At 75.6% G+C, this 26,022-nt stretch carries 24 protein-coding genes; 10 read left to right on the forward strand and 14 right to left on the reverse strand.

Translation table 11 applies throughout. The features are described from left to right. Window positions 1-31: 31 nt before the first annotated feature. On the forward strand, window positions 32-523 hold the full coding sequence (locus tag JHAT_RS20470) for a hypothetical protein (protein ID WP_077799688.1): 492 nt from the start codon (window positions 32-34) through the stop codon (window positions 521-523). A 67-nt stretch (window positions 524-590) separates the two neighbouring features. Here JHAT_RS20470 and JHAT_RS20475 read toward each other — a convergent pair whose 3' ends face one another. Continuing rightward, a complete protein-coding gene (locus tag JHAT_RS20475) occupies window positions 591-806 on the reverse strand; it encodes a dodecin (RefSeq protein ID WP_077799751.1) in 216 nt (71 codons plus the stop codon). 293 nt (window positions 807-1,099) lie between these two features. On the opposite strand from JHAT_RS20475, the gene JHAT_RS20480 reads away from it, so the two are divergent. Continuing rightward, window positions 1,100-2,365 (forward strand): extracellular solute-binding protein, encoded by a 1,266-nt coding sequence (locus tag JHAT_RS20480; RefSeq protein ID WP_077799689.1) that lies wholly within the window; start codon window positions 1,100-1,102, stop codon window positions 2,363-2,365. 33 nt (window positions 2,366-2,398) lie between these two features. Here the strand turns inward: JHAT_RS20480 and egtD are convergent, their stop codons facing one another. Genes egtD through egtA form a run of 4 tightly spaced genes read right to left on the reverse strand, consistent with a single transcriptional unit; the run spans window position 2,399 to window position 6,868 of the window. Next, window positions 2,399-3,361 (reverse strand): L-histidine N(alpha)-methyltransferase, encoded by a 963-nt coding sequence (gene egtD, locus JHAT_RS20485; protein ID WP_077799690.1) that lies wholly within the window; start codon window positions 3,359-3,361, stop codon window positions 2,399-2,401. Then, a complete protein-coding gene (gene egtC / locus JHAT_RS20490) occupies window positions 3,358-4,191 on the reverse strand; it encodes an ergothioneine biosynthesis protein EgtC (protein ID WP_077799691.1) in 834 nt (277 codons plus the stop codon). Before egtC ends, egtD begins: the two co-directional genes overlap by 4 nt. Beyond that, the gene (gene egtB, locus JHAT_RS20495; RefSeq protein WP_253195557.1) at window positions 4,191-5,570 is read right to left on the reverse strand and encodes an ergothioneine biosynthesis protein EgtB; all 1,380 of its coding nucleotides are present in this window, start codon (window positions 5,568-5,570) and stop codon (window positions 4,191-4,193) included. Before egtB ends, egtC begins: the two co-directional genes overlap by 1 nt. Then, window positions 5,567-6,868, reverse strand: a complete 1,302-nt coding sequence (egtA, locus tag JHAT_RS20500) for an ergothioneine biosynthesis glutamate--cysteine ligase EgtA (RefSeq protein ID WP_077799692.1) — start codon at window positions 6,866-6,868, stop codon at window positions 5,567-5,569. Before egtA ends, egtB begins: the two co-directional genes overlap by 4 nt. Before the next feature lie 288 nt (window positions 6,869-7,156). Here egtA and JHAT_RS20510 point away from each other — a divergent pair, with 288 nt between their 5' ends. The 3 genes from JHAT_RS20510 (at window position 7,157) to JHAT_RS20520 (ending at window position 9,665) form a co-directional block, all read left to right on the forward strand. Then, window positions 7,157-7,996, forward strand: a complete 840-nt coding sequence (locus JHAT_RS20510) for a TIGR02452 family protein (protein WP_077799753.1) — start codon at window positions 7,157-7,159, stop codon at window positions 7,994-7,996. A 274-nt stretch (window positions 7,997-8,270) separates the two neighbouring features. After that, complete coding sequence (locus JHAT_RS20515; protein ID WP_077799694.1) at window positions 8,271-9,161, forward strand: NAD(P)-dependent oxidoreductase; 891 nt, start codon at window positions 8,271-8,273, stop codon at window positions 9,159-9,161. A 78-nt stretch (window positions 9,162-9,239) separates the two neighbouring features. Then, complete coding sequence (locus tag JHAT_RS20520; RefSeq protein ID WP_077799695.1) at window positions 9,240-9,665, forward strand: PPOX class F420-dependent oxidoreductase; 426 nt, start codon at window positions 9,240-9,242, stop codon at window positions 9,663-9,665. Between the two features lie 164 nt (window positions 9,666-9,829). Here JHAT_RS20520 and ssuE read toward each other — a convergent pair whose 3' ends face one another. Both ssuE and JHAT_RS35965 read right to left on the reverse strand, forming a co-directional pair. Continuing rightward, window positions 9,830-10,384, reverse strand: coding sequence for an NADPH-dependent FMN reductase (gene ssuE / locus JHAT_RS20525; protein WP_077799696.1), 555 nt, complete (start codon window positions 10,382-10,384; stop codon window positions 9,830-9,832). Window positions 10,385-10,614: 230 nt separating this feature from the next. Beyond that, entirely contained in the window at window positions 10,615-10,701 is an 87-nt protein-coding gene (locus JHAT_RS35965; RefSeq protein WP_350721800.1) for a putative leader peptide, read from the reverse strand. 143 nt (window positions 10,702-10,844) lie between these two features. Between JHAT_RS35965 and JHAT_RS20530 the strand changes: the two genes are divergently transcribed. Next, window positions 10,845-11,081 (forward strand): hypothetical protein, encoded by a 237-nt coding sequence (locus JHAT_RS20530; RefSeq protein WP_077799697.1) that lies wholly within the window; start codon window positions 10,845-10,847, stop codon window positions 11,079-11,081. A 441-nt stretch (window positions 11,082-11,522) separates the two neighbouring features. Continuing rightward, window positions 11,523-12,119, forward strand: a complete 597-nt coding sequence (locus tag JHAT_RS20535) for a response regulator transcription factor (protein WP_077799698.1) — start codon at window positions 11,523-11,525, stop codon at window positions 12,117-12,119. A gap of 26 nt (window positions 12,120-12,145) precedes the next feature. Here the strand turns inward: JHAT_RS20535 and JHAT_RS20540 are convergent, their stop codons facing one another. The 6 genes from JHAT_RS20540 to JHAT_RS20570 form a co-directional block, all read right to left on the reverse strand. Further along, complete coding sequence (locus JHAT_RS20540) at window positions 12,146-13,933, reverse strand: ABC transporter ATP-binding protein (RefSeq protein WP_253195558.1); 1,788 nt, start codon at window positions 13,931-13,933, stop codon at window positions 12,146-12,148. After that, on the reverse strand, window positions 13,930-15,711 hold the full coding sequence (locus JHAT_RS20545; RefSeq protein WP_253195559.1) for an ABC transporter ATP-binding protein: 1,782 nt from the start codon (window positions 15,709-15,711) through the stop codon (window positions 13,930-13,932). Before JHAT_RS20545 ends, JHAT_RS20540 begins: the two co-directional genes overlap by 4 nt. Before the next feature lie 132 nt (window positions 15,712-15,843). After that, window positions 15,844-15,972, reverse strand: a complete 129-nt coding sequence (locus tag JHAT_RS20550; protein ID WP_006130296.1) for a SapB/AmfS family lanthipeptide — start codon at window positions 15,970-15,972, stop codon at window positions 15,844-15,846. A 33-nt stretch (window positions 15,973-16,005) separates the two neighbouring features. After that, window positions 16,006-18,624 (reverse strand): class III lanthionine synthetase LanKC, encoded by a 2,619-nt coding sequence (lanKC, locus tag JHAT_RS20555; RefSeq protein ID WP_077799699.1) that lies wholly within the window; start codon window positions 18,622-18,624, stop codon window positions 16,006-16,008. 137 nt (window positions 18,625-18,761) lie between these two features. Then, the gene (locus tag JHAT_RS20560) at window positions 18,762-19,400 is read right to left on the reverse strand and encodes a LysE family translocator (RefSeq protein ID WP_077799700.1); all 639 of its coding nucleotides are present in this window, start codon (window positions 19,398-19,400) and stop codon (window positions 18,762-18,764) included. A gap of 206 nt (window positions 19,401-19,606) precedes the next feature. Then, a complete protein-coding gene (locus tag JHAT_RS20570) occupies window positions 19,607-20,485 on the reverse strand; it encodes an alpha/beta fold hydrolase (RefSeq protein WP_077799701.1) in 879 nt (292 codons plus the stop codon). Window positions 20,486-20,633: 148 nt separating this feature from the next. On the opposite strand from JHAT_RS20570, the gene JHAT_RS20575 reads away from it, so the two are divergent. The 3 genes from JHAT_RS20575 (at window position 20,634) to JHAT_RS20585 (ending at window position 24,557) form a co-directional block, all read left to right on the forward strand. Continuing rightward, complete coding sequence (locus JHAT_RS20575) at window positions 20,634-22,643, forward strand: BTAD domain-containing putative transcriptional regulator (RefSeq protein ID WP_077799756.1); 2,010 nt, start codon at window positions 20,634-20,636, stop codon at window positions 22,641-22,643. A gap of 447 nt (window positions 22,644-23,090) precedes the next feature. Beyond that, entirely contained in the window at window positions 23,091-23,516 is a 426-nt protein-coding gene (locus JHAT_RS20580) for a CBS domain-containing protein (RefSeq protein ID WP_077799757.1), read from the forward strand. Window positions 23,517-23,537: 21 nt separating this feature from the next. Then, window positions 23,538-24,557, forward strand: coding sequence for an RNA polymerase sigma factor RpoD/SigA (locus JHAT_RS20585; protein ID WP_077799702.1), 1,020 nt, complete (start codon window positions 23,538-23,540; stop codon window positions 24,555-24,557). A gap of 22 nt (window positions 24,558-24,579) precedes the next feature. Here the strand turns inward: JHAT_RS20585 and JHAT_RS20590 are convergent, their stop codons facing one another. After that, window positions 24,580-26,022, reverse strand: coding sequence for an FAD-dependent oxidoreductase (locus tag JHAT_RS20590; protein ID WP_077799703.1), 1,443 nt, complete (start codon window positions 26,020-26,022; stop codon window positions 24,580-24,582).

The following is a 26,022-nucleotide window of genomic DNA, read 5'->3' on the forward strand; positions in this document are numbered from 1 at the left end:
GGTGGCGGCGGGCGCGCTCTAGGGTGGGGGCGTGACCGACCGCAGCAGGCCCCCGCTGGCCGTGTTCGACCTGGACAACACCCTCGCCGGCACCGCGCACCGGCAGCGCTTCCTGGAGCGCCGGCCGCGCGACTGGAACGCCTTCTTCGCCGCCGCGCCCCAGGATCCGCCGCTGCCGGAGGGCGTCGCGCTGGTGCGCGCGAGCGCCGGGGAGTGCGAGATCGTCTACCTGACCGGACGGCCCGAGCGCTGCCGCCGCGACACGCTCGACTGGCTGGCCGCGCAGGGGCTCCCCGAGGGGCGGGTGTACATGCGGGGCGACGCCGACCGCCGGCCCGCCCGTCGCACCAAACTGGAGATCCTCGCCCGGCTCGCCCGCACCCGCGAGATCCGTTTCCTGGTGGACGACGACGAGCTGGTGTGCGACGACGCCGAACGGGCCGGGTTCACCGTCGTCCGCGCGGACTGGGCCGCCCGCTCGGCCGAACTGGAGGACGCCCAGGAACGGGAGGGGCGCACCTGACCGTCCCGGCGGACCCCGCGGGCCCTGGTCCCCCGCGCCCCGCGGTCCGGTCCCGCCGGGGGCGGCGTCAGGCCGAGTCCTCCAGGCGGAAGCCGAGCTTCAGGCCCACCTGCCAGTGGGCGACCTCCCCTTCCTCGATCTGGCCGCGCACCTGTGTGACCTCGAACCAGTCCAGGTTGCGCAGGGTCTGCGAGGCGCGGGTGATGCCGTTGCGGACGGCCTGGTCGACGCCGTCGGGCGAGGTGCCGACGATCTCGGTGACCCGGTAGGTGTGGTTCGACATGCGGGTGCTCCCTTCCGCGGTGCGGACGGCGGTCTCGCGCGTGCCGCGCGTCACTCCACCGTGCCCCACGCGCCGGCGGAGCGCGAGGCGTCGGCGTCCCCGCGGGTCGTCCCTGCCGGTAGTCCCCGACCGCGGGCCCGGTGCGGGCTCCCCCCTTGACCTCCGCATTGGTACATACCAAAATCCCAGACACCCGTACGAGCCTCACGCTCGTCCCCCCACGTCGGGTCTCCCTTGGCGTGTGCGGGACCACCGGTCCGCCACCGACACCTGCTCGACCAGAAGGACCCCTCGTGAGACGTCGCCTCCTCGCCCTCGTCTGTGTCTCCGCCTCCCTGCTCAGCGGTTGCGGCCTGCTGCCCTCGGACGGCGGCGGCGGGCGGCGCGCCGTCACCGTGTGGCTGATGAAGGGCAGCGCCTCGGAGGACTTCCTGGAGCGCTTCACCGAGGACTTCGAGCGGGAGCACCCCGATCTGGACCTCGACGTCCGCATCCAGGAGTGGACCGGCATCGGCGAGAAGGTGCAGACGGCGCTGAAGTCCGACGGCGGTGACGGGCAGCCGGACGTCATCGAGGTCGGCAACACCCAGGTCCCGCAGTACGCCGAGGGCGGCCGGCTGGAGGACCTGACGCTCGAGTCGATGCGCGACTGGGGGATCCGCGACTGGCTGCCCGGCCTCGCGGAACCGGGGGAGTACCTGTCCCAGCAGTTCGGCATCCCCTGGTACGCCGCCAACCGCGTCGTCATCTACCGCAAGGACCTGTTCGAGCAGGCCGGCATCACCGATCCGCCGCGTACCCGCGAGGAGTGGCTCACCGTCACCGAGAAGCTCGACCGGGGGACCGGCCAGGGCATCTACCTGGCCGGGCAGGACTGGTACACGCTGTCCGGCTTCATCTGGGACGAGGGCGGCGACCTCGCCGAGGAGAGCGATGGCGCCTGGACCGGCGCGCTGGACACCCCGGCCGCCCTGCGCGGCATGGACTTCTACCGCGAACTGCAGGCCCTGGGCGAGGGGCCCGTCGACGCCGACGAGGAACACCCGCCGCAGGCCGGTGTGTTCGCCAAGGGCGAGGTCGCGCAGATCATCGCGGTGCCGGGGCTCGCCCGGACCATCCTGCGCGAGAACCCCGGACTCGAGGACGAGCTGGGCTTCTTCCCCGTCCCCGGCAAGAGCGCCGACAGGCCCGGGGCCGTGTTCACCGGCGGCTCCGACCTCGTCGTACCGGGGAACACCGACGACCGGGACGGCGCCGTCGCCGTGGTGGAGGCCCTCACCGGGGCGAAGTGGAACACCGACCTGGCCCGCACCATGAACTACGTTCCCAACAAGAGGACGCTGGCCGCGGACGTCGCGGGCGGGGAGGGAGTCCAGGCGATGGCCGCCGGTGCCGCGCAGGGCCGGGCGACCCCCGGTACGCCCCTGTGGGGCGCCGTCGAGGCGGACAACCCGATCAAGGCGTACATGACCAAGGTCCTCACGGGCGCCGAGGCGCGGTCGGAGGCCGAACGGGCCTCCGACCGCATCACCGAGCTCCTGGACCCCGACACCCGCTGACGCGGCGCCGGGCCCCGGATCGGCACGCCCGGCTCAGCGCACCCGGCTCAGCGACAGCGCGAACCGGTCCTCGCCGTCGGTCCACCAGTGGGTGAGGTCCAGGCCGGCCGCGGACAGCTCCGTCCGCACGCCCTCCCGGCGGAACTTCGCCGACACCTCGGTGCGCAGTTCCTCCCCGGCGGCGAAGTCCACGGCCAGGTCGAGCGCCTGGACCTTCACTGTCTGGTCCGTGCGCGAGCGCAGCCGCATCTCGATCCACTCCCGCCGCGCGTCCCACACCGCGACGTGGTCGAAGGCCGCGGGCACGAAGTCGGCGCCCAGCTCGCGGTTGATCACGGTCAGGACGTTCTTGTCGAACGCGGCCGTCACCCCGGCCGCGTCGTCGTACGCCCGCACCAGCACCCGTTCGTCCTTGACCAGGTCCGTGCCCAGCAGCAGCGCGTCGCCGGGCGAGAGCAGCGCCCGCACGGACGCGAGGAACACGGCCCGTTCGGCGGGCAGCAGGTTGCCGATCGTGCCGCCGAGGAACGCCACCAGCCGGGGACCCGGCGTGTCCGGGAGCGCGAGGTCGGCGGTGAAGTCGGCGACCAGCGCGTGCACCCGCAGCCCCGGCCGCTCGGCGGCGATCGCCCGCCCGGCCTGCGCGAGGGCGCTCTCGCTGACGTCGACCGGCACGTACGCGTCCAGCCCAGTCAGCGCGTCGAGCAGGTGCCGCGTCTTCTCCGAGGAACCCGAGCCCAGCTCGACCAGGGTGCGGGCACCGGTCGCGGCGGCGATCTTCCCGGCCCGGTCGACGAGGATCTCCCGCTCCGCCCGGGTGGGGTAGTACTCGGGCAGCCCGGTGATCTCCTCGAACAGCTCGCTGCCCCGGGCGTCGTAGAACCACTTGGGCGGCAGCGACTTGGGCGTACTCGTCAGGCCCGCCAGGACGTCGGCGCGCAGGGCGGCGCCCGTGGCGTCCTCGGGCAGCGTGCGGGTGAGGTGGAACAGGCTCACGTGCGGGGCTCCTTGACAGATACGGAAGCGGCGATGGCCGCGGGCACCGGGGCGTCGTCGCGCGGGTCCTCGATCGGGGTCAGCAGCACGTCCGTGCCGCTCGCCGCGAGCAGGGTGCGGTCGGGAACCTCCTGCCAGTGCGGGTCGTCGTCGTACGGCTCGGAGGCGACGACCGTGCCGCCGCCGGGCCGCGTCAGGTACCAGAGGGTGTCGCCCCAGACGGTGGCCGTGATGCTCTCGCCGTCCGTGAGCAGCAGGTTGAGCCGGGAGCCGGGGGAGGCCGCGGCGACCTCCAGCACCGTGTCGGCCAGCGCCCGCGCGTCGGCGCGCGGGTGCGGCTCGCCCGCGTCCGCGGCGCGCAGCCGGTGCAGGACCAGGGCCCACACCAGCGCCGAGTCGTTGCGGGCCTCCAGCGACAGCAGCTCCTCGCGGGGCAGCGACCCGGCCAGCGGCGCGAGCGAGCCGGGCCAGCCCGCCACGGCGCCGTTGTGACTGAACAGCCAGGGCCCCGCGGCGAACGGCGCCGCCGCGGCCTCCGCGTCGGCACCCGCCAGCGTCGCGTCCCGCACGGCGGCCAGCAGCGCGCCGGTGCGCACCACCCGGGCCAGGTCGGCGAAGGACTGGTCGGCCCAGATCGGCCCCGCCCGGCGGTAACGCGCCGGCACCGGGTCGTCCTTGGCGTACCAGCCGACGCCGAACCCGTCGGCGTTGACCGTGCCGTACCGCTGGCGCCGGGGCGCCCAGGACTGGCGGTACAGGGCGTGCGCCGGTTCCACCAGGAGCCGGCCCAGCGGCACCGGGGGTCCCACGTAGGCCAGGTGACGGCACATCAGGAACCCTCCGCGGAACGGGCGGTGCGGAAGCCGGAGAAGATCTGCCGCCGGATCGGATAGTCCCAGTTGCGGAACGTGCCCCGGCAGGCCACCGCGTCCACGGCGAACGAACCGCCGCGCAGCACCTTGTAGTCCGGCCCGAAGAACACCTCCGAGTACTCCCGGTACGGGAACGCCCGGAAACCGGGGTACGGCGCGAAGTCGCTCGACGTCCACTCCCAGACGTCGCCGATCAACTGCCGTACCCCGAGCGGCGACTCCCCGGCCGGATAGCTGCCCGCGGGCGCCGGACGCAGGTGCCGCTGCCCGAGGTTGGCGTGCTCCGGGCCCGGATCGGCGTCGCCCCACGGATAGCGCATCGAGCGGTCACCGGCCGGATCGTGCCGGGCGGCCTTCTCCCACTCGGCCTCGGTGGGCAGCCGCCGCCCGGCCCAGCGGGCCCACGCGTCGGCCTCGTACCAGCACACGTGCACCACCGGCTCGTCGGGCGGCACCACCTCCGTGACGCCGAAGCGCCGCCGCAGCCACTGCCCGCCGTCCCGGCGCCAGAACAGCGGGGCGGTGATGGAGTGCCGGCGGATGTGGTCCCAGCCCTCCGGGGCCCACCAGCGCGGGTCGTCGTAGCCCCCGTCCTCGATGAAGGCCTGGTACGCGGCGTTCGTCACCGGCGTGGTGTCGATGAGGAACGGGGCCACCTCGCGCCGGTGCGCGGGCCGTTCGTTGTCCAGGGCCCACGGCTCCGTCGAGGTGCCCATCGTGAACGGGCCGCCGGGCACCAGGACCTCCGCCGGTCCGGTGAACAGCGGCACGGGATCCGGGTCCGGGGCCGTCAGGGCCTGCGGTCCCTTGCGAAGCTGGTGGGTGACCAGCATGGTCTCGTCGTGCTGCTGCTCGTGCTGGGCGATCATCCCGAAGGCGAAGCCGGCCTCGGTCAGCCGCGTCCCGTGGAACGCGACGCGCTCCAGCACGTCCAGGGCCCGCTCGCGCACGTCCGCCACGTACCGGCGGGCCTCGTCCGGCGGCAGCAACGGCAGCGAGGGGCGTTCGGCACGCGGGTGCTCGAAGGCGTCGTACAGGCCGTCGATCTCGGGCCGTATCGCCTCCTGCCCGCCGACGGCGCGCAGCAGCCACTGCTCCTCCTGGTTGCCGATGTGCGCGAGGTCCCACACCAGCGGGGACATCAGCGGCGACACCTGGGCGGTCAGGTCGGGGCCCTCCACGCAACCGGTCAGCAGCGTGGTGCGCTCACGCGCCGTGACGAGCGTGGTCAGGGCCCGCTCGCGGAACGTCTCGGGGTCCACGCGGGGGTCGACGGCGGGCTCGGCGGTGCGGTCGGCGGCCGCACCGCCGGCGGTGTCCGTGACGGAGTCGGTCATGAGCGGGTCTCCCTCCCGTGCGGGCCGCGGCCCGCGCCGTCGTACGTGTCCAGCAGGTCGTCGGCGGGGCAGCGACCCCGGGCGACGTAGCGGTCCAGGAACGCCGCGACGGCATCCGTCACCTCGGTGGTGGCGCCGAGCCGGGGCAGCGCGGCGAGCGCCGCCGTGAAGCACACGCCGGCCGTGTCGCGCAGCTCCGGATCGGTGAGGGCGTCGCGGGCCGCGTCCCGGTACAGCGGGTTGTGCGGGGCGGGCAGGCCCGAGGTGCGTTCCGTGAGGGGCTTCACGGCCCGGTAGGCGGTCTCGGAGGCCTCCTGGTCGTCGAACAGCGCCGCCGTCACGGCGAGCGGCACGACCCAGCCGTCGTCCCCGGGTTGGGCGTCGATCATGCGCAGCTCCAGATGCCCGCGCGGCCGGACCGGCGGGAACAGGGTGGTGAGGTGGTAGTCGAGGTCCTCCCTGGCCGGCGGCCTCGGCGACCGGGTCCTGGTCCACTCCCGGAAGCTCAGGCCCTCCGGCACGTCCCAGCGGCCGCCGTCCCGGCGTACGCACATCACCGGGGCGTCCAGCACGTGGCGGGCCCAGGCGCGGCGCGGGTCGGCGTCCAGCGGGGGACCGCCCGCCCGGCCGGTGCCGATCTGCGTCCACCGCAGCTGCCGCGTGGACCGCCAGCCGGTGGGCCGGCCGCCGGACAGCGGGGAGTTGGCGAACGCGGCCAGCAGGACCGCGCCCAGCTGGTGGGCGAGCCACCAGCGGCGTACGTGGCCGAGCGGGCCGGGCTCCTCGTGCCCGGCGTCCAGGCACACCTGCACGGAGGCGGAGGCGCACATCATGAAGCGGCCCGCGGGACCGGTGCGGTCGAGACAGGCCTCCATGGCGTCGTAGCGCGGCCGGCGCAGGAACCGGCGGGGAGGGCGCCAGGGGTCGTGGCCCAGGCCGACGAGGGCGAGACCGTCCTGCCGCAGGACCGCCCGGACGGCGTCCAGATCGGCACGGACGGCGTCGACGCACTCCGTCAGGGAGGCGGCGGGCAGCGAGCTCAGCTCCAGCTGTCCACCGGGCTCGACGGTGAGCGGCGAGTTCAGGGGCACGGTGCGCAGTGCGGCGTAGACCGCGTCGAGTCTTTCGTCCGCCACGGGGAGCCACGGCGCGTGCGGTTCGTGGATCAGCCATTCCACCTCGACGCCGAGGCGTGCGGGCGGACCGGTCTTGAAGCAGATGCCGCGGACCAGCGCCTCGACCTCGGCTTCGGTGATGGTGGTACGCGGCCGTGTGCAGCCGCCTGTCGCATCGGACATGTCGGGATCCTCCTGAGATTCCACCATGTCGCCGACCCTCTTCGCGGTGGGCCGGGTCGGCACACCCGTCCTACCCAAGACCCTCGCGCCGCTCCGCACAAGGGTGCATACCGGGACGTTTCCTCTCAGTGATCTCCACGACCCGACCGTTTCCGGGGACTTTCCCCGTCGTTTCCCGGGCCGGGAAACACCGTTGCGCAACATCACCAGCATCACCCAGGATTCCCGCATGAGCACGACGGGGGAGGCCGCGCGGTGCGCGGTCACGGCGTCCACGGGGGTGGCGCCATGAGCGCACGCCTGCGTGGCATCGCCCAGCAGACGGAACAGATCGTCGCGGCCGGGTCCTACCGCACGCCCGACGGCCGCGAGGTGTCCGTCGCGGCGGCCGTCCGGGCGGCCCGGGACGGCACGCGGATGCACGGTCCGGACCCCGTCGGGGTGGCACCCCGCGCCCCGGTCCGGACGGTCCTCGAGGTCACCGGCGAGAGCAGCCTCGAGGCCGCCCGGCGCCTGGGCGGTGGGGTCGCCGTGCTCAACTTCGCCTCCGCCCGCAACCCGGGCGGCGGCTACCTCAACGGCGCCCAGGCCCAGGAGGAGGCCCTGTGCCGGGCCTCCGCCCTGTACACCTGCCTGCTGCGGGCCCGCGAGTTCTACGACCACCACCGCGCCCACCGCGACCCGTTCTACACGGACCGCGTCGTCCACTCGCCCGGCGTGCCCGTCTTCCGCGACGACCGGGGCCGCCTGCTGGACGAGCCGTTCACGGCCGGGTTCCTCACCTCCGCCGCGCCCAACGCCGGCGTGGTGCTGCGCACGGCCCCGGAGCGCGCCGCCGACCTGCCGACCGCCCTCGCCGTGCGCGCCGAGCGGGTGCTGGAGACGGCCGCGGCCCACGGACACCGGCGGCTGGTGCTCGGCGCCTGGGGCTGTGGCGTGTTCCGCAACGATCCGGCCCAGGTCGCGGGTGCCTTCCGCACCCTGCTCGGCCCCGGCGGACGGTTCGCCGCGACGTTCGAACGGGTGACGTTCGGCATCCTGGACCGCACACCGGGTGGCACGGTCCGCGCCGCGTTCGAGCGGACCTTCCCGGAGGCCGTCGCGGACGTGCGTCGGCTCCGGCCGTAGCGCTCCCGCGGCCGCTGCCGTACGAGGCCGCACCGCGTCCGGCCCGGCACGCACGCCCGGCGCCGCGTCCCGGCCCACGTCCCGCGGGTCCGCCCGAACGGTCGCGAAGGGGCCGTGGCGGCCGGGCGGGCGCGCGTCGCCGCCGCCGCGGACGGAGACGTGCACGGCCGTACCGTGCGGGACGCCGCCGCGTGCCGGGCGGCACGGGCCCCGGCCGGGTGGCAGGCTGATTCCCGGCACTCCCGTCCCACCACGAGAACAGGAAGCCGACGTCATGACCGACCAGCTCACCGTGAGCGTCCTGGGCACCGGCATCATGGGCGCCGCGATGGCGCGCAACCTCGCCCACGCCGGACTCGCCGTCCGCGCCTGGAACCGCACCCGGGACAAGGCCGAGCCGCTGGCCGCCGACGGCGCGCACATCGCCGGCGACCCCGAGGAGGCGGTGCGGGACGCCGACGTCGTCCTCACCATGCTCCACGACGGCCCGGCAGCCCTGGACGTCATGCGCCGCGCCGCCCCCGGCCTGCGCGCCGGCGCCGCCTGGGTGCAGTCGACCACCGCCGGGATCGACGCGGTCGGTGAGCTCGCCGCCTTCGCCCGCGAGCACGGCCTGGTCTTCTTCGACGCCCCCGTGCTCGGCACCCGGCAGCCCGCCGAGGCCGGCCGGTTGCTCGTCCTGGCCGCCGGCCCGGCCGACGCGCGCGACGCGGTGACGCCGGTCCTCGACGCGGTCGGCTCCCGCACGGTGTGGACCGGCGAGGACGGCGCCGCCGGCAGCGCGACCCGGCTCAAGCTCGTGGCCAACAGCTGGGTCCTCGCCGCCACCAACGCGGTCGGCGAGGTCCTGGCGCTCTCCGAGGCGCTGGGCGTGGACCCCGACGCCTTCTTCGACGCCATCGCCGACGGCCCCCTCGACATGGGCTACCTGCGCGCCAAGGCCGGCCTGATCCGCGACGGCGCACTCGTCCCGCCCCAGTTCGCCGTCACCACCGCCGCGAAGGACGCCCGCCTGATCGTCGAGGCGGGCGAGCGGAGCGGCGTACGCCTGGACCTCGCCGCCGCGAGCGCGGAGCGCCTGGAGCGCGCCGCGGCCCAGGGACACGGCGACGAGGACATGGCCGCCGCCTACTACGCCAGCTTCGACGAGAAACCGTCCGACTGAGCGCGTCCGGGGTACCGGACACACACGGGGCACGGTGCCCGAACCGCCCGGAAACGATCACGACCCGAAGGAGATCCCATGTCCAAGCCGCCGCTGCCGTCCGAGGCCGTCGACCTGCTGCGCCGCCCCAACGCGTGCGTGATGGCCACCCTCCGCTCGGACGGCAGTCCCGTCTCCACGCCCACCTGGTACGTGTGGGAGGACGACGGCCGCGTCCTGATCAACCTCGACGAGGGCCGCGTACGCCTCAAGCACCTGCGCCGCGACCCGCGCGTGACCCTCACCGTCCTCGACGGCGACGACTGGTACACGCACGTCACCCTCATCGGCCGGGTCACCGAGATGCGCGACGACGAGGGGCTGGCCGACATCGACCGGATCTCCACGCACTACACCGGCAAGCCCTACCCGAACCGGGTCCGGGCCCGGGTGAGCGCGTGGATCGAGGTCGAGCGCTGGCACGGCTGGGGCTCCCTGAAGGACAACGACCAGGCGTCCACCTGAGGACCGGCCGGTCACGACGTCCGGCCGGTCCCGGCCGGACGTCGTGACCGGTGTGCCGCGGTCGCCGCCGGCGTCGCGGCCGTCGCCGTTCGTGGGCGGGAGCCGGGGAACGGCAGGGACACGCCGTCGCCGATCGGGTGGGGAGGTCTTCGGGGGTGCGGGGGTCAGCTCGCCGCGGCCAGCAGCGGGGTGTGCCCGAGGGCCGCCGAGAACTGGTCGACCACCTGGGCGAGCGCCTCGGCGGCGGCCGGGGCGACCGACACGGAGCCGTCGTCGTGCCGGGTGATGTCCCGGTCGAGGGTGAACCAGCCCTGGACGACGTGCCGCGCGCCCATCGAGGTGAGGACCGGGCGCAGGGCGTAGTCGATGGCCAGCACATGGGCGGCGCTGCCACCCGTGGCGAGCGGGAGCACGGCCTTGCCGGCGAGCGCGTGCTGCGGAAGCAGGTCCAGCAGTGCCTTCAACACCCCGGAGTACGCGGCCTTGTAGACCGGGGTGCCGACGACCACACCGTCCGCGGCGGCGAACAGCTCGGTGGCCTCGACGACGGCCGGGTGCGTGAAGTCGGCGCCCAGCAGCGCCTCGGCGGGAACGGTGCGGACGTCGAGCGGGACCACCCGGTGGCCCTGGGCGACGAGCCGCTCGTCCAGGTGGCGCAGCAGGTGGTTGGTGCGGGAGGAGGCGGAGGGGCTGCCGGAGACGGACAGGACGGTGGCCATGGGGACCTCTTTCGGGAACACCCGGGCGCCTTCGCGTGCCGGGGCACACGGGGCCGGGCAGGGGACACGAGGGCCGTCGCGCGGGGACCGGAGCCCGGGGGAAGCCGGCGCACCGGACTCCCGCTTCGGGCGCGTCGGCGTACGGTGGTGAGGGACCGCTCAGGCGGGGAGACGGGGGCTCGCCGCGGAGCTCGCGGCGCTGCGAGGGGACGGCGGCTGCGGCGGAAGCGTCAGACCGGGCGGCGACAGCAGGCGCTGGAGACACGCGCCAGGTCGACGTGGCGCCGCCGCGTGAGATCCGGTCGCGTCTGCTTCATGACGGCGATCGTGGCAGTGGGCCCGCGCGGCCGTCAAGGAACGGCGGGCCGTCCCCGTGCGTCTTCCGCGGGATTTCACACGGGCGTGACAGACACCGGCACCGTACGGCAAATACGCTCTTTTCCGGGGTATTTGGGGCTCCATGACGTTGCCCAAGCCGCTCAAGAACGCGCTCGTCGTCGTCCTCGCCTATGTCTGCATCGCGTTGCTCCTGAGATACCGGCGCGACGGAATGGACTGGGGCCCGGCACTGCTGATCGCCCTGCTCGCCACCCCGCTCGCCCTGCTGCTGTCCGCCGGACGGGACCGGCTCATGAACTCGGCCCAGCGGGCGGGTGAGCGGGCACGAGAACGTCGGCGGGGGCACGCCTCCGAGTAGCGCGGCGTCTGTCCCGGGCGCGTGGTGTGCCGGGGAGCCGACGGGGTCGCGCGCAAGTCGGTGCGGTCCGGAGGCGGGCTTTCGGGCCACATTCACTCCGACGGTTTTCGGCCCATGGGGCCCGGGCCGCGGACGTTCCTTCCGTCTCTCCCCTCCCCGCCCGCTCCGTTCGCGGAGCGGAGCGCCTGGTTGCGGGCGGTCGCCCGGCCGGCCCGTACCGCGGGCCCGCCGCCGGCCTCCGTGCCGGCGACGATATCCGGCCTGGCCGCCCGTCGCGGTCGTGGCGTCGGACGCCGCGCAGAACGGCGGATTGACGTCGCTTTCCGGCGGTCCGCCCGTACCCGGTGCTTCTCGGACGGAACCCCGGGGCAGACGGCTGGGGACATTGGGGGACGAGCCCGGTGGTCCGCGACGACGGCCGGGAGACCTTGGGGGTCGTACATGGTCCGTGTTCTCGTGGTGCACGACGCGTTGCTGCTGCGTTCGGCACTGGAGCAACTGCTGCTGTCCGCCGACGGACTCGAGGTCCTGTCCATGCCCTCCCGGGGAGAGGGGCCCGACGAGGACGACTTACCGGTGGACGTGTGCGTCGTGGACGGGGACTGTCTGGAGGGGACGGAGGACCTCTGCCGCGCCCCCTACTGGGATCGGAGCGGGGCTCGGCTGGTCGTCCTCGCGGCGCCGGAACGGCCGGGCGTGCTGCGCAGGGCGTTCGACGCGGGAGCGCTCGGCTTCGTCGCCAAGGACGCCCCGTCGCACCGGCTGATCGACGCCGTGCACACCGTCGCCAAGGGCGAACGGTTCCTCGACGAGAGACTCACCGTCCCCCTGCTCAAGGCGTCCCAGACGCCCCTGACGACCCGTGAGCTCCACGTGGTGGCACAGGCGGCGCAGGGCTCCTCCATAGCCGAGATAGCCGGTGTCCTCCACCTGTCGCGGGGAACGGTCCGCAACTACATGGCCAGCGCGATACGCAAGGTCGGCGCGCGCAACCGGGTGGACGCCATACGCATAGTCCAGAGCGCCGGCTGGATGTGAGGAGGCGGGGCACGGGGACGCCGGGGTCACCCCCGGCTCTCGTCCCAGTGCCCCACCAGATCGCGGTAGAGCGGTGAACGGACGAGGAGTTCACGGTGCGTTCCGCAGATCGCACCGGTACCGTCCAGTACGAGGATCCGGTCGGCCCGCAACGCCGAGGACATGCGGTGGGCCACCACGACCAGCGCGCCCGGACGCCGGGCGAGGGCCTCCTCGGCCCGTGCCTCGGCAGCCGGGTCGAGGTGGCAGGTCGCCTCGTCGAGCAGGAGCAGGCGCGCCGTGGACAGGTGCGCCCGCACCAGCACGAGCAGTTGACGCTCGCCCTGCGAGAGGTCGCCCGGGACGAGCGGCGCGTCCAGCCCGCCCAGGCGCTCGACGAGCGCGTCGGCACCGAGCTCGCGCACGGCGGCCCGGACGCGGGCCGCGGGGGCGTCCGGCCGCAGATAGGTGAGGTTGTCCCGCACCGACGCGGTGAAGACGTACGCCTGCTGGGGCAACAGCACCCGCAGGTCGGAGAGTTCGGTCGACGCACGGCCGGTGACCGCATGGCCGGCCACCTCGACCGCACCACCGCTCGGCGCCAGTGTCCCGGCCACCAGGCGGGTGAGGGTCGACTTGCCGATGCCGCTGGGGCCGACGACGGCCAGGTGCTCGCCGTCCTCGACCCGCAGGTCGAGCGCGTCGAGGACCGGCTCCGCCCGCGCGCCGTAGGACAGCGTCACCGACCGCAGCTCCACGGCGGGCGCCGGTGCCCCCGCCCGCCGGCCCGCGTCCGCGGCGGGCGCGGCCGGCGACGTGCCGGTCAGGGGCGGACGCGGATCCGTGCCGATGAAGCGGTCCAGGACCACGAGCAGCCGCGTCCCCGCGGCGCCGATCGCCGACATGAGGGTGTGCAGGGCGGGCAGCAGGGCCTGGGCGAGGTAGGTGAAGGCGCCCAGCAGCGCACCGGTGGTGACCCCCTTGCCGCGCAGCCACGGCACGGTCACCAGCAGGAGCAGGACCGGCAGCTGGCCCGCGACACCGAGGGCCAGCGTGCGCACCGCGGCCCAACGGGCGAGGACGCGCGCGGTGGCGGCGGCGTCCGCGACGAGCCGTTCACCGTCGCGCTCCACCTCCTCCTGGGTGCCGCAGGCGGTGATGTCGCGCAGCGCCCCCCGGGTCCGCGCCGCGTGATCGCCCAGCGCCTCGTCGGCGGCGAGGGCCCGTCGCTGCGCCGCCGCCATGGGCCGCAGCGTGACCAGGAACAGGGCGAGGCCCCCGGCAAGGGGCGGCACGACCACCACGAGCAGCGCCGGGTCCAGCGAGAACAGACCGAGCAGCGCGCCCGCGGCGGTGAAGACGAACGAGCGCAGGGTCAGCACGAGTCCGGCGAAGCTGTCCCGCACGATCTCGACCTGGTTGGTGAGCCGTGAGACGGCGGCACGGTCCCGGCCGCCGGGGCGGGCCTGCGCGTCCGCCATGGACCGTACGACCGCCCGTCGCACCAGACGGTCCCGCAACGGCTCGGTCAGACCGGCCAGTTGGGCGAAGACCCCCCTGACCACGGGCGCCCCGAGCACCACGGCGACGGCGGCGACCGCGAGCCAGCCGAGCCCCGCGGCCGTGTCACCGGCCAGGAAGCCCCGGTCGACGGCCCGGGCGACGCCGTAACCGACCAGGAAGGTCTGCGCGGACTCGGCCACCGACCACGCCCCGAGCCGTGTGAGGACGCCCTTGCGCCCGGCCAGGAAACGCCGGGCGTGCGGCCGGACCCGGCGCAGCGGACCGGGCTCCCGGCCGGACCGCACCGCAGGGCCGCCGCCGACGGCGGTCACGGCCGCGCCTCGCCGTGCAGGGAGACGGCCCGGACGCCCGCGGGCCCGGTGTCCGCCTCGTCGGCGCCGGGGTCGGCGTCGGTGGCGAACACCGCCCGGTAGGCGGCGCGTTCCCACAGCAGCCGATGGGGGCCGACCTCCCGCACCCGCCCGTCCTCCAGCCAGATCACCAGGTCCGCCCGCGCCGCGACCGACGGGCGGTGCGCCACGACCAGGCGGGTGGTGCCCTCGAGCGCGTGGCGCACCGCCCGGTCCACGGCGTGCTCGGTGGCGGTGTCGAGACTGGACGTCGCGTCGTCCATCACGAGCAGCCGGCCCGCGTGGGCGAACGCCCGGGCCAGACCCAGACGCTGGTACTCCCCGCCGGACAGCGGGACGTCGGCGAGCGGGGTGTCGTACGTCCGCGGCAGGCGGCGTACGAAGGCGTCGGCGCCCGCGAGGCGGACCGCCTCCCGCACCCGGCGCTCCGTCACGGGAGGCGTTCCGGCCGCGACCGCCTCGGCCACGGTGCCGTCACCGAGCACCGGGCGCGCGAAGGCGAAACCGACCTCGGCGCGCAGGCTCGCACGGGTCAGGGAGTCCAGCGGGGCGCCGTCCAGCAGGACCTCCCCCTCGTCGGGGTCGATCAGCCGGCCCGCCACGGCGGCCAGGACGGACTTGCCGGCGCCGCTGCGGCCCACGACCGCGGCCGTCGCCCCGCCGGGCACCACCACGTCGTCCGCCCGCAGCACCTCCGTCCCCTCCCGCAGGACGCGCACACCGCGCAACGCGAGGACGCCCGGGCCGCCCGGGGGCAGGGTCCGGTCGCCGTGACGCAGGGCGGGCAGCCGCTCCAGGGCCGTGGTGCGCTCCCGCGCCGTCCGGCCCCGGACCAGCGCGCCGAGCAGCGTGGCCGCGCTGCCGAACCCGGCGGCCAGCTGCGCGTAGCGGCACACCGCCAGCAGCTCGCCGACGCTCAGGGCGCCCGCGCCGAGCCGGAGCCCGCCGACCGCCGTGGCCGCCACCGTCAGCAGCGGGACGAGGACACCGCCGGTGGCCAGCGCCCGCCCGTGCAGGACCCACATGCGCTCGCCCAGCGCGCCGAGCTCCGTCAACGGCCGGAGCACCCGCTCGCGTTCACGGTCCGCCGTCCCGGCGGCGGCGATGGTCTCCGCGCCCTCCAGGGCTTCCAGCAGGCGGCCCGCGATGTCCGACTGCACGCGCTGGTAGGCACGCACCGACGCCCCCGTGTCGCGCGCGAAGACCCGCAGCACCAGCGCCAGGGCGGGCAGTCCGGCCAGAACGCACCCGGCGACCCACACGTCGACGAAGACCAGCGCGACGAGCGCGCCGGCCGGGGTGATCAGCGAGGCGGCCAGCGCGGCCCGGGCCGCCGGGGCGCCGCCCGCGTCGGAGGCGTTGAGCGTCAGCCGCGTCCCCACGTCCCCCGCGGAGTACGGACGCGTCGCGTCCGGTACCGCGCGCAACAGGCCGGCGAGGGCCCGGGAGCGGATCGACGCGGTCCAGGCGGCGGTGCACCGGCCGGTGAGCAGCGCGGTCAGACCGTCGAGGAGAACCTCGCCGGTGAGCAGGGCCACGCTCACCGCGAGCCAGGGCCCGGCGCTGCCGTCGTGCAGCAGCAGATCCAGTGCCCGGCCGAGGACCAGGGGCTGCGCGACCGCGGCGGCGGCCGCGGCCACCGAGCACACCAGCACCAGCAGTTCGGGCACACGGCCGGGATCCGCGCCGGGCGAGCCGGACACGCGCTTGTGCCGTCGCCGGACCGGGGTCGTGTCCACCAGCCACCCCTCCTCGTGGTCGGCGCCGCACGCGGCGGCGTGACACGGCACCGGCGCCCCGGCGGTGAGGCCGGGACGCCGGTACCGGACCGGACGGCCCGCCGCGGTCACCGCGGCGGGCCGCCTCGGACGTCAGTTACAGGTCGTGACGGAGAGGCTGCTGTCACCGCAGAGCAGGAGGCTGGCGCGGCTGCCGGTCTCGACGTCCCCCATGGCCTCTTCCTTCGGGGTCTCCATCGACTGCAGGTCGAACAGGTTCATGTTGCTCATCCCTTCGTACGGACAACGGGTTGGTCACGGCCCCTCGTGGGACCGGCTCGTGGGCCGCGGCTCGGGCCGCGGCGGGGGGAGGAACGGCAGACCGGCGGGCCGGTCGCCGCGTACGGACGCGAGGGCCAGCAGACAGCCGGCCGTCCCGGTGGACAGGTCCATCGACAGGCGCATCATCTGCTCGCCGGGGAAGGCGAGCAGGCCGCGGTAGGACATGGCGTGCCAGGCCAGCGCGTCGATCTGGCGCCGGACGGCCTCCGGGCCGGTGCCCGGGCCGGGCGCCGTCGTCCGGCCGAGGTACAGCACCATGCCGGCGACGCCCCGGTAGAGCCCGGGCTGGGCGTAGAACATGGCCTGCGCCGCGCGCACGATCTCGCTCCGCGCCCGCTCGAACTCCTCGTCGGCGCGGTGCGCCAGGTAGTCGTCGAGCACCATGCCGATGCCCACGCTGCCGGCTCCCAGGTACGGCATGGTGCGCCAGCCCTCGTCCACCTGGAGGGCGCCGCCCGCGCCGCGGACGCAGCACGCGAGGTCCCGGCGCAGCGCGTCACCGGCGAGGTCCAGCAGGGCGGTGTCCCCGGTGCGTTCGTACAGGCGCAGGAACAGCAGCGCGCTGCCCGTCGCGCCGTGCAGCAGGCCGGCGCGAGGCCGGCGGCCGGACCCCCGGCCCGGCGGACCGGCCGGCGCGCCCCGGGCGCTCAGCTCGGCACACCGCAGGGCGGCGGCGCGCAGGGCGGTGTCCCCGGTGGAGGCGGCCAGGGCGTCCAGCGCCAGACCGATGCCGGCCGTGCCGCCGTGCAGGTCCGGCGAGAGCCCGTCGAGGGGGTGCTCGAGGAGGATCCCGGTCAGGTCGAGCGCCCGGGCCCGGTGCCCGAGGCGGTCCAGCGTCCAGGCGGTCCCCGCGATCCCGTCGTGGAAGCCCAGCGGCATGCCCGACGGCGGCTCCTTCGTCCGCTCCAGCAGCCACTGCTCCCCGTCCTCGTCGCGTCCCGCACCGCTCTCGGCGAGGGCGTAGAGCACGCCGGCCGCTCCGTACCCGAACGTCAGGCCCCCGCCCGCCGTGGCGAACTGGGCGACGTCGCCCGGGAACAGACGGTCGTCACGGGACGGGGTCGCCGAGGCGCGGATGGCCGCCGCCATCGAGTCCCGGCTGCGGGGCCAGTCACCCGGCTCGACCGGGACGAAGCCGCTCCCGCCCCGGCGCGCCGCCCGCGGACGGGCCGGCTCACCGGTGATCTCGGCGACCGCCGCGTCCAGGAACTCCCGCGGAACCGGGAACTGCCGCGCCACCACCTCGGCGAGGTGCTCCGCCTTGCCCCGGTCCAGCGCCAGCAGGCTGGTCAGGGGCAGGAACAGGGCCAGCCGCAGGCAGGCCAGCGCGTACCGGTCCACGGCCGTGCCCCGCCGGCCGGGCGGTGCCACGAACCCGGGGTGGGCGACGGTCTGCCGGCCCGGCTCGTCGACGTGGTGGGCGGCCTCGAAGTCCAGCAGGGCCACCCGCCCGTCGTCGCGGATCATGATGTTGAACAGGTGCAGGTCGTTGAAGACCACGCCCCGCTCGTGCACCTGGGTGACGGCCCGCTCGACCTGGGCGTGGACGTCGAGCGCCCACGCGGTGTACTCGGCGAGCCGTCCCTCGTCGGGGTCGGCCTCGATGAGCGGGTGGCGCCGGGCGAAGAAGGTGTTGAGCGGCTTGCCGTCGAGGTGTTCGAGGACCAGGAAGTGGTGCTCCCCGACGGTGAACGCGTCCCGCACCTCGGGGGTGCAGTCCAGCCCGGACAGTCTCTCCAGGGCCCGGCGCTCGCGCTCCAGCCGGGCCACCGCGTCCGCCCCGTCGGCGGCCAGGCCCGCGTGCGGGCGGGCCTCCTTGAGGACCACCGTCTCACCGGTGCGGGTGTCCCGCGCCCGGTAGACGCCGCCGCCGTTGGAGAAGTGGAGCGCCGCCTCGACGGTGTAGGGGATGCCGGTCAGCGTCACCGTCGCCCGCGCTTCGAGGTGGGGCTCGAGGAACTCCGGCACGCTCACCCAGTCGGGCACCCGGAACACCGGGCCGCGCGGGTCCGGGACGAGCACCCCGTCGGGGTCCGCGATCGCCGGCCGCAGCTCGCCGTCCTCGTCGTAGCAGTTGCGGCGGGTGAAGCTGCCGTAGCGCACGTGCACCGGGCCGTCGCCGAGTCTGAGGTCGCTCAGGATGTGCGGTCCCGGCTCGCCGGCCAAGAGGTCGGCCAGCTCGCCCGCGAGGCGCTCGAACCGTTCCTCGTCCGCCGGGTACACGGTGATGAACTTGCCGCTGCCCGCCCGGTCGGCGTACTTGGCGTTGCGCTGGTGGAGCAGGTAGCGGCTCGGCACGAACTTGAAGGCGACGCCCTGGTCCAGGCAGAGCCGCCGTACGCGCTCCAGGACGGACTCGGCGTTGTCCAGGCAGGCGGAGACGTGGATCTTCCAGCCCTGCGCGGGCAGTTCGGCGTCCAGCGGCCGCAGGGCCAGCCAGTCGCCGCTCTCGCCGCGCTGCCAGCCGGCCGGGACGGGCTCGGTGGCCGCCGCGTACCGGGTGCCGGCCGCCGCGGTGCCGGGAGCCGTGCGGTGCGGCGCGTCGTAGAACTGCGGGTCTGCGTCGCAGTACACGGCGTAGCCCTTGTTCACGCCTTCTCCCTTCACCGGTCGGTGCCGAGGAAGACGCTGTCACGTGCCGCCGTGCCCGGGACAGTCACCGCTGTCACCTCTCGGACGTGAGGAACGCACAGGTAACTTCGGGCGCGGCGGCGTTCCGGACGCCGGCGTCAGTCCTTGCGCCCGCTCACCGCCACCGTGACACCGAGGCCGATCATGGCCAGGCCGCCGGCCCCGCCGACCGCGGACAGCCGGCGCGGGGAGCGCGCGAACCAGTCGCGCGCCGTGGCCGCGAGCAGTCCCCAGGCGCTGTCGCAGACCACCGCGATGACGTTGAACACCAGGCCGAGCAGCAGCATCTGCCCCGCGACACCGCCCTGGCCGCGGTCGACGAACTGCGGCAGCACCGCGGCGAAGAAGACGAGGGTCTTCGGGTTGGTCACACCGACCGCGAACCCCTCCCAGAACGTGCGCCGGCCTCCGCGCGGCTCCGCAGCGCCGCCGAACGCCGCCCGCAGGTCACGGCGTTCGCGCCACGCCTTCACCCCGAGGTGCACGAGGTAGGCGGCGCCCGCCAGCTTGAGCACGGTGAAGACCAGGAGCGAGCGTTCCACCACCGCCCCGACCCCCAGGGCGACGGCGACGACCAGCATGTACGCGCCGAGGGTGTTCCCCACGACCGTGGTGAGCGCGGCCCGGCGCCCCTGCGCGAGCGCCCGGCCGATCACGAACAGCACGCTGGGGCCCGGCACCACGACGAGCAGCAGCGACAGGGCCGCGAAGGCGAGCAGACGGTCGGAGGACACCATGGCGCCATGCAAGCACGGAGCGGGCCCGGCGCTCCACGGCATTTCGCGGCCGCCCGGCCCGCGGGACGGCACCCGCGCCGCACCGACCGCGACGACGGGGGACGCGGCGTGCACTTCACCGACCCGTCCCCACCGCTGAACGGCGTCACGGAGGACGCCCCGGGAGCACGCCGATCGGCCGGTGCCGGCCGCCCCGCGCGGTGCCGCTAGCGGGCCAGCAGGTCCCGCAGGGCCCCGGCGACCTCCCCGGGCGCCTCCTCCGCCATGAAGTGGCCGCAGCCGACCGTGACGTGCCGCAGGTCGGGGGCCCAGGCCCGCCACAGCGCGGCGGCGTCGTAGCCGAGGGCCGTGCCCCAGTCCTGCTGGAGCACGGTCACCGGCATCCGCAGCCGGTCGCCGCGCTCGCGGTCGGCCCGGTCGTGGTCGACGTCGACGCCCGCCGAGGCCCGGTAGTCGGCCACGATGGACGGCACCGCCTCCCGCGACGCCTTCAGGTAGGCGGCGCGGACGTCGGCGGGCAGGGCGCCCGGGTCCCGGGTCCACACGTCGAGGAAGTGGCCGAAGAACGCGTCCGGCGCGGCACCGATGAGCTGTTCCGGCAGACCGGGCGGCTGCGCCATCAGATACAGGTGGAAGCCCACGGCCGCCGTCACCCCGTGCAGGACGTCCCACATGTCCAGGGTCGGCAGCACGTCCAGCGCGGCCAGGTGCGTCACCGTCCCCGGGTGGTCGAGTCCGGCCCGGACCGCGACCAGGGCGCCCCGGTCGTGCCCGGCCAGCGCGAACCTGTCGTGTCCCAGCGCCCGGGCCAGGGCGACGACGTCGGCGGCCATGGTCCGCTTGGCGTACGCGGTGCCGTCCGCGTCGGCGGGCTTGTCGCTGTCGCCGTAACCGCGCAGGTCGGGACAGACGACCGTGTGCTCGGCGGCGAGGTCGGCGGCGACGTGCCGCCACATCAGGTGGGTCTGCGGGAAACCGTGCAGCAGCACGAGCGGGCTGCCGGAGCCGCCGACGGCGACGTTCAGCGCGACGCCGTCGGCGACGGGGACCCGGTCGTAGGTGAAGCCGGGGATGGTCGGTGCCATGACTGGTCGGTGCCTTTCGGTGTTCTTCGACGCGTCCGGACCCGGACGCCTTCCCAGGCTGCCGGGCGCGGATCAGCAACCGATCAGCGCGCGTACCGTGGAGATCACGGACCACGGGCGCGACGGCGCGGAGCAGGGCGGACGGAACATGGAAGCGGTCACCTTCGGGGTGCTCGGCCCCGTCACGGCCGGACGGGACTCGGGCGCGCTCGACCTGCGCGGCCCCCGGCACCGGGCCCTGCTGGCCCGGCTGCTCCTGGCCCGGCGGCGCGTGGTCACCGTCACGCGCCTGGTCGAGGACCTGTGGGACGTACCGCCCGCCCGGGCCGTCGGCACGGTGCGCACCTTCGTCGGCGATCTGCGCCGGGCCCTGGAACCCGAACGTCCGCGCCGCGCACCGGCCCGGCTGCTGGTCACCGAGGGCCCCGGCTACGCCCTGCGCGCGGCACCGGAGGCGGTGGACGCCTGGCGTTTCGAGGAAGCCGTCGCCCTCGCCGACCGGCTGCCGACCGACCGGGCGCAGGCCCGGCTCGGCGCGGCCCTGGGGGAGTGGCGCGGACCCGCCTACGCCGAGTTCGGCGGCGAGGACTGGGCCCGGGGCGAGCGCGCCCGGCTGACCGAGCTCAGGCTCCACGCGGTCGAACGGCGGGCGGACCTGCTCGTCGGCCTGGGCCGGGCGGCCGAGGCGGTCCCCGACCTGGACGCGCACCTGGCCGAGCACCCCTGGCGCGAGGAGGCCTGGCGGCTGCTCGCCCTGGCCCTGTACCGCACCGGCCGCCAGGCGGACGCCCTCGCGGTGCTGCGCCGGGCCCGCGCCCTGCTCGCCGGGGAACTGGGCATCGACCCGGGGCCCCGGCTGCGCCGGCTGGAGGCCGGCATCCTCGCCCAGGACCCGTCCCTCGACCCGCCCGCCGAACCCGCCGACGCGGCGGCCCGCCTGTGGTCCCGCGCGACCGAGGCGTACGACCGCACGGTCGCCGCCGGAGCCCGCGCCCGCCTGGAATCGACCGTCGGCCTGCTGCGCGACCTCGCGGTCACCGGCGGCGGCGGTCTGGAGGCGGCCCGGGAACACCGCACGGCGGCGGTCGACGCGGCCGCGGAGACCGGCGACGCGGAACTCGCGGCCCGGGTGATCGGCGCCTACGACGTCCCCGCCGTCTGGACCCGCAGCGACGACCCCGAGGCCGCCCGGCGGATCGTCACGGCGGCCGAACACACCCTCGCCGCCCTGCCAGACGACGCCGGGGCCGACCCGGCCCGCTGCCGGCTGCTCGCCACCGTCGCCCTGGAGTCCCGGGGCGTCCGCTCCCCGCGCGGACCCGAGGCCGCCGCCGAGGCCGAGCGGATCGCCCGCCGCCTCGACGACCCCGCACTGCTGGCGTTCGCCCTCAACGGCACCTTCATGCAGTCCTGCACCACCGCCGGGCTCGCCCCGCGCCGCGACGCGATCGGCGCCGAACTCGTCGCCCTCGCCCGCCGGCACGGCCTCGACAGCCACGAGGTGCTCGGCCACCTGATCCGCGTCCAGGCGCGGTCCGCCCTCGCCGACTTCACCGCCGCCGACGAGCACGCCGACGCCGTGGACCGCCTGGCCGAACGGTACGAACGGCCCCTGGTGGCGGTGTTCACCACCTGGTACCGGGCCCTGCGGCAGGCCGCCACCGGCGGCCCGTACGACCGGGCCGAGGCCGGCTACCGGGCCGCCGCCGCACGCCTCGACGGCGCGGGGATGCCCGGCCTGGAGAGCGGGCTGCTGCCCCTGGCGCTGCTCGGCCTGCGTCTGGCCCACGGGCGGCCCGCCGAGGTGGACCGGCGGGAGGACTGGGGCCCGTACCGCCCGTGGGCCGAACCGTTCGCACTGCTGCGCGAGGGCCGCGGGGCCGAGGCCCGGTCGGCGCTGCGCGCCCTCCCCGAACCGCCGCCCGACCTCTTCCACGAGGCCCTGTGCTGCGCCGAGGCCGCCCTCGCCCTCGCCCTCGGCGACCGGACGGCGCTGCGACGGGCGTACCGCCGGCTGCTCCCCGCGGCCGGTGAACTCGCGGGCGCGGGCAGCGGGCTGCTCACCTTCGGGCCCGTCGACGACTGGCTCGCCGCGATCCGCGGCGCACTCGGTCCGGCCGGCACCCCGCCGGACGCTCCCGCGGCACCGCGCGAGTGACGCCGCGCGCGCCCGCACGCGTCGGCGGCGGGCCGCGTCACCCGCCGGAGGACGCCCGGCGCGGTGCGGGGGCGCCCGGTGACGGTTGCCCCCTGCCACGTCGGGTACCCGACAGTGCGTGAGGCGACGACAGGCGCGGGACGGCCCGTCGGCGAGCGGTGCGAGGTGCCGTCGGTGATCGGGGACGTCGTCGGCGCCGGACCCGTCCCGCACGCAGTGCCGGGTCCGTCCGACGGTCGCACCCGCGGCGGTCACCCGCTCTCCGGCGGGGCCCGGCCCGCGCCGGAGGCCGCCGTCCGCGTCGGTCCGGCCGGGACGCACCGGCCGGACACCGGCCCGGTCCCGACCGGCCCCGGGCCGAGCCTGCCGCCGGAAGACGGTTCACCGGCCCCCACGCGGGCTACGCGACCCGCACGGGCCCGTACCGACGCCCAGGGAGGCGCGACCATGACCCAGCGTGTCCGAGACGTGATGTCACCCGCCGCGGTGGCCGTCGAGCCCATGACGACGGTGACGCGGGCGGCGCGGCTGATGCGCGAGGAGAACGTCGGCGACGTCCTGGTGACCTACGACTGCGACCTGTTCGGCCTGCTCACCGACCGCGACATCGTGGTCCGCGGCGTCGCCGTCGGCCGTGACCCCGACGACACCGCGGTCGGCTCGGTGTGCACGCCCCCGCCCGTCGTGACGCTCGCACCGGAGGACCCCACCGAGTACGCGGTCGACCTGATGCGGCGCCACGCCGTCCGGCGGCTCCCCGTCGTCGAGCACGGCGGCGTCCCCGTGGGCGTGGTCAGCCTCGGCGACCTCGCCGCCACCGAGGACCCGCACTCCGCCCTGGCGGACATCAGCACGTCGGCCCCCGGCCACTGACCGGGGAACGGAGGAAGCGACATGACCCCCCCGGCACGAACCCCCGCGGCAGAGACCCGGGAGGACCGCCGTGCCCCCACCCGCACCGCGCGGCTGCGCAGCCGCATCCCCGAACCCGACGAGGAACCCGACCTCCTCGGCCAGTACCTGGCCCAGATCGGCGCCACCCCCCTGCTGACCGCCGAGGACGAGGTACGGCTCGCCCAGCGCATGCAGGCCGGGATCCGTGCCGCCGAGGAGCTGGCGGCGGCCGACGCCGGCGAACCCGCCCCGGAGCCCGGGCGGCGCCGCGCGCTCGAGGAGACCGTCCACGACGGCCAGGCGGCCAAGGACCACATGGTCCGCGCCAACCTGCGGCTCGTCGTGTCGATGGCCAAGCGCCACGCCCACCGGGGCCTGCCCCTGCTGGACGTCATCCAGGAGGGCAACCTCGGACTGATCCGCGCGGTCGAGAAGTTCGACCACACCAAGGGGTTCAAGTTCTCCACGTACGCCACCTGGTGGATCCGCCAGGCCATCGAACGGGGCCTCGCGACCCACGCGCGCACCGTGCGGCTGCCGGTGCACGTCGTGGAGCAGCTGCAGAAGCTCGCCAGGGTGGAGCGCAAGCTCCGCGGCGCCCTCGACCGCGAGCCGACCGTCGAGGAGGTGGCCGCCGAGAGCGGCATCGACGCGGAGAAGGTCGTCTGGCTGCGCCGTGTCGGACGCGACGCCGTCAGCCTGGACACGCCGGTGGACGAGGCGGGGGAGACCGTCGTCGGCGACCTCATCCCCGACACCGAGGTGCTGCGGGCCCCGGAGGTCGCCGAGTTCCGGGCCCTGGCGGAGGAACTGCGGGAGGCCGTCGGCACCCTGGCCCCCCGCGAGGCCCTCATCCTCAGCCTGCGCTACGGCCTGCACGACGGCCGGCCCCGCACCCTGAAGGAGGTCGCCGAGCACGTGGGCCTGACCCGCGAGCGCGTCCGCCAGCTGGAGAAGGGCTCCCTCGCCCACCTGCGCGCCCCCGAGAACCGGGACCGCCTGCTGGACTGGGCGAGCTGAGCCCGGGCCGCCCGCCCGGCCCTCAGCCGTCGTCCCCCGGCACCCGCAGCCGCGCCCCCTGCCGCAGCAGCTCCCGCTGCACCAGCCGGTAGGGCAGCCCGCGCGGCCCGCGCCCGTGCCGGACGGTCAGCGCCGCGCTGACGCCGGCCGCCTGGCCGGTCGCCATGGCGATGGGCATGACCCGGTACGACGAGTGGGCCACGTGCGTCCCGGAGATGCAGCGCCCGGCCACCAGCAGCCGCTCGGTGTCCCGGGGGACCAGGCAGCGCAGCGGGATGTCGTAGAAGCTGCCCCGCGGCACCCGCTTCAGGACGGTTCCGGGGCCGCGCGGGTTGTGGATGTCGACCGGATAGGCGCCGTGCGCGACGACGTCCCGGAAGGTGCGCGCCGCCAGGATGTCGTGACCGGTCAGCTGGTAGTCGCCGAGGACGCGCCGGGTCTCCCGCACGCCGATGTGGGTACCGCTCTGCACCACGTACGACTCCTCGAACCCGGGCACGCGGGTGCGCAGGAAGCGGTCGATCGAGGCGAGCTGACGCCGCGCGGTGTACTCGGCGCGGGTGAGGTCCCACACGTCGGTGCCGAGGACGCGGTTCACCCGGGTGCTGTTGACGGCGACCTCGCGCGGGTGCGGGGTCGCGAAGAACAGGATGTCCTCGCGCGGCAGCCTCAGTTCCCCCGCCGCCCTGGCCTCCTCGATCAGGTCCCACAGACCGTGCACGCCGCGCCACTGGTCGGGATGCGCGCGCACGTAGTCGGCGAAGTCGGGCCGCGCGAAGTCGACGACGCGGAACATCAGCGTCATCGGCTGCACCAGCCCGTCCTCGGGCCGGCCGATCTCGTACGGCGCCCCGCAGGCGGTCGCGACGTCCCCGTCCCCGGTGGCGTCCACGACCACCCCGGCGTCGATCACCACCGGTCCCGACTTGGTCTCGAGGACCACGCGCCAGCCGGAACCGTCGTCCAGCGGCAGCGCACCGGAGGCGAAGGAGTGGAACAGCATCCGCACCCCCGCCTCGTCCATCATCTCCAGCAGCGCCAGCTTGAACAGCTCCGGGTCGAAGGGGACCGTGTACCCGGTTCTCGGGGACGGCGCGAGACAGCCGCCGCGTCCCATGAGCCGGTCGAGCAGCTGCCACAGCACGCCCGCGACCACCGGCTCGCCCTCCCCGTGGTCGGTGGGCAGCAGCCGCGAGGTGTCCCCGGCCTCGGTGAACGCGGCCTGCTCGTGCTCGTTGTGGAACGACATCAGCGGCATCACCAGCGCCACGGTCGCGTTGCCGCCGAGGAACCCGTACCGCTCGACCAGCACCACGTCGGCCCCCGTGTCGGCCGCGCCGACCGCCGCGGCGAACCCGGCGGGACCACCGCCCACCACCAGGACGTCGCACCGGCCCCCGTGCCGTGCGGGCCGCGGGGGCAGGGTGACGGTGCGGGGCTCGCGGGGCTCTTCCAGGACCGGCAT

The sequence above is a fragment of the Streptomyces sp. JHA26 genome (assembly GCF_002005565.1).
Lineage (GTDB): Bacteria > Actinomycetota > Actinomycetes > Streptomycetales > Streptomycetaceae > Streptomyces.

Coding starts and splice junctions, on each gene's coding strand:
- JHAT_RS20475 (WP_077799751.1), bottom strand. CDS start 806: ATGTCGAACCACACCTACCGGGTCACCGAGATCGTCGGCACCTCGCCC.
- egtC (WP_077799691.1), bottom strand. CDS start 4,191: ATGTGCCGTCACCTGGCCTACGTGGGACCCCCGGTGCCGCTGGGCCGG.
- egtB (WP_253195557.1), bottom strand. CDS start 5,570: ATGACCGACTCCGTCACGGACACCGCCGGCGGTGCGGCCGCCGACCGC.
- egtA (WP_077799692.1), bottom strand. CDS start 6,868: ATGTCCGATGCGACAGGCGGCTGCACACGGCCGCGTACCACCATCACC.
- JHAT_RS20510 (WP_077799753.1), top strand. CDS start 7,157: ATGAGCGCACGCCTGCGTGGCATCGCCCAGCAGACGGAACAGATCGTC.
- JHAT_RS20515 (WP_077799694.1), top strand. CDS start 8,271: ATGACCGACCAGCTCACCGTGAGCGTCCTGGGCACCGGCATCATGGGC.
- JHAT_RS20520 (WP_077799695.1), top strand. CDS start 9,240: ATGTCCAAGCCGCCGCTGCCGTCCGAGGCCGTCGACCTGCTGCGCCGC.
- ssuE (WP_077799696.1), bottom strand. CDS start 10,384: ATGGCCACCGTCCTGTCCGTCTCCGGCAGCCCCTCCGCCTCCTCCCGC.
- JHAT_RS35965 (WP_350721800.1), bottom strand. CDS start 10,701: ATGAAGCAGACGCGACCGGATCTCACGCGGCGGCGCCACGTCGACCTG.
- JHAT_RS20530 (WP_077799697.1), top strand. CDS start 10,845: ATGACGTTGCCCAAGCCGCTCAAGAACGCGCTCGTCGTCGTCCTCGCC.
- JHAT_RS20535 (WP_077799698.1), top strand. CDS start 11,523: ATGGTCCGTGTTCTCGTGGTGCACGACGCGTTGCTGCTGCGTTCGGCA.
- JHAT_RS20550 (WP_006130296.1), bottom strand. CDS start 15,972: ATGAACCTGTTCGACCTGCAGTCGATGGAGACCCCGAAGGAAGAGGCC.
- JHAT_RS20560 (WP_077799700.1), bottom strand. CDS start 19,400: ATGGTGTCCTCCGACCGTCTGCTCGCCTTCGCGGCCCTGTCGCTGCTG.
- JHAT_RS20570 (WP_077799701.1), bottom strand. CDS start 20,485: ATGGCACCGACCATCCCCGGCTTCACCTACGACCGGGTCCCCGTCGCC.
- JHAT_RS20575 (WP_077799756.1), top strand. CDS start 20,634: ATGGAAGCGGTCACCTTCGGGGTGCTCGGCCCCGTCACGGCCGGACGG.
- JHAT_RS20580 (WP_077799757.1), top strand. CDS start 23,091: ATGACCCAGCGTGTCCGAGACGTGATGTCACCCGCCGCGGTGGCCGTC.
- JHAT_RS20585 (WP_077799702.1), top strand. CDS start 23,538: ATGACCCCCCCGGCACGAACCCCCGCGGCAGAGACCCGGGAGGACCGC.
- JHAT_RS20590 (WP_077799703.1), bottom strand. CDS start 26,022: ATGCCGGTCCTGGAAGAGCCCCGCGAGCCCCGCACCGTCACCCTGCCC.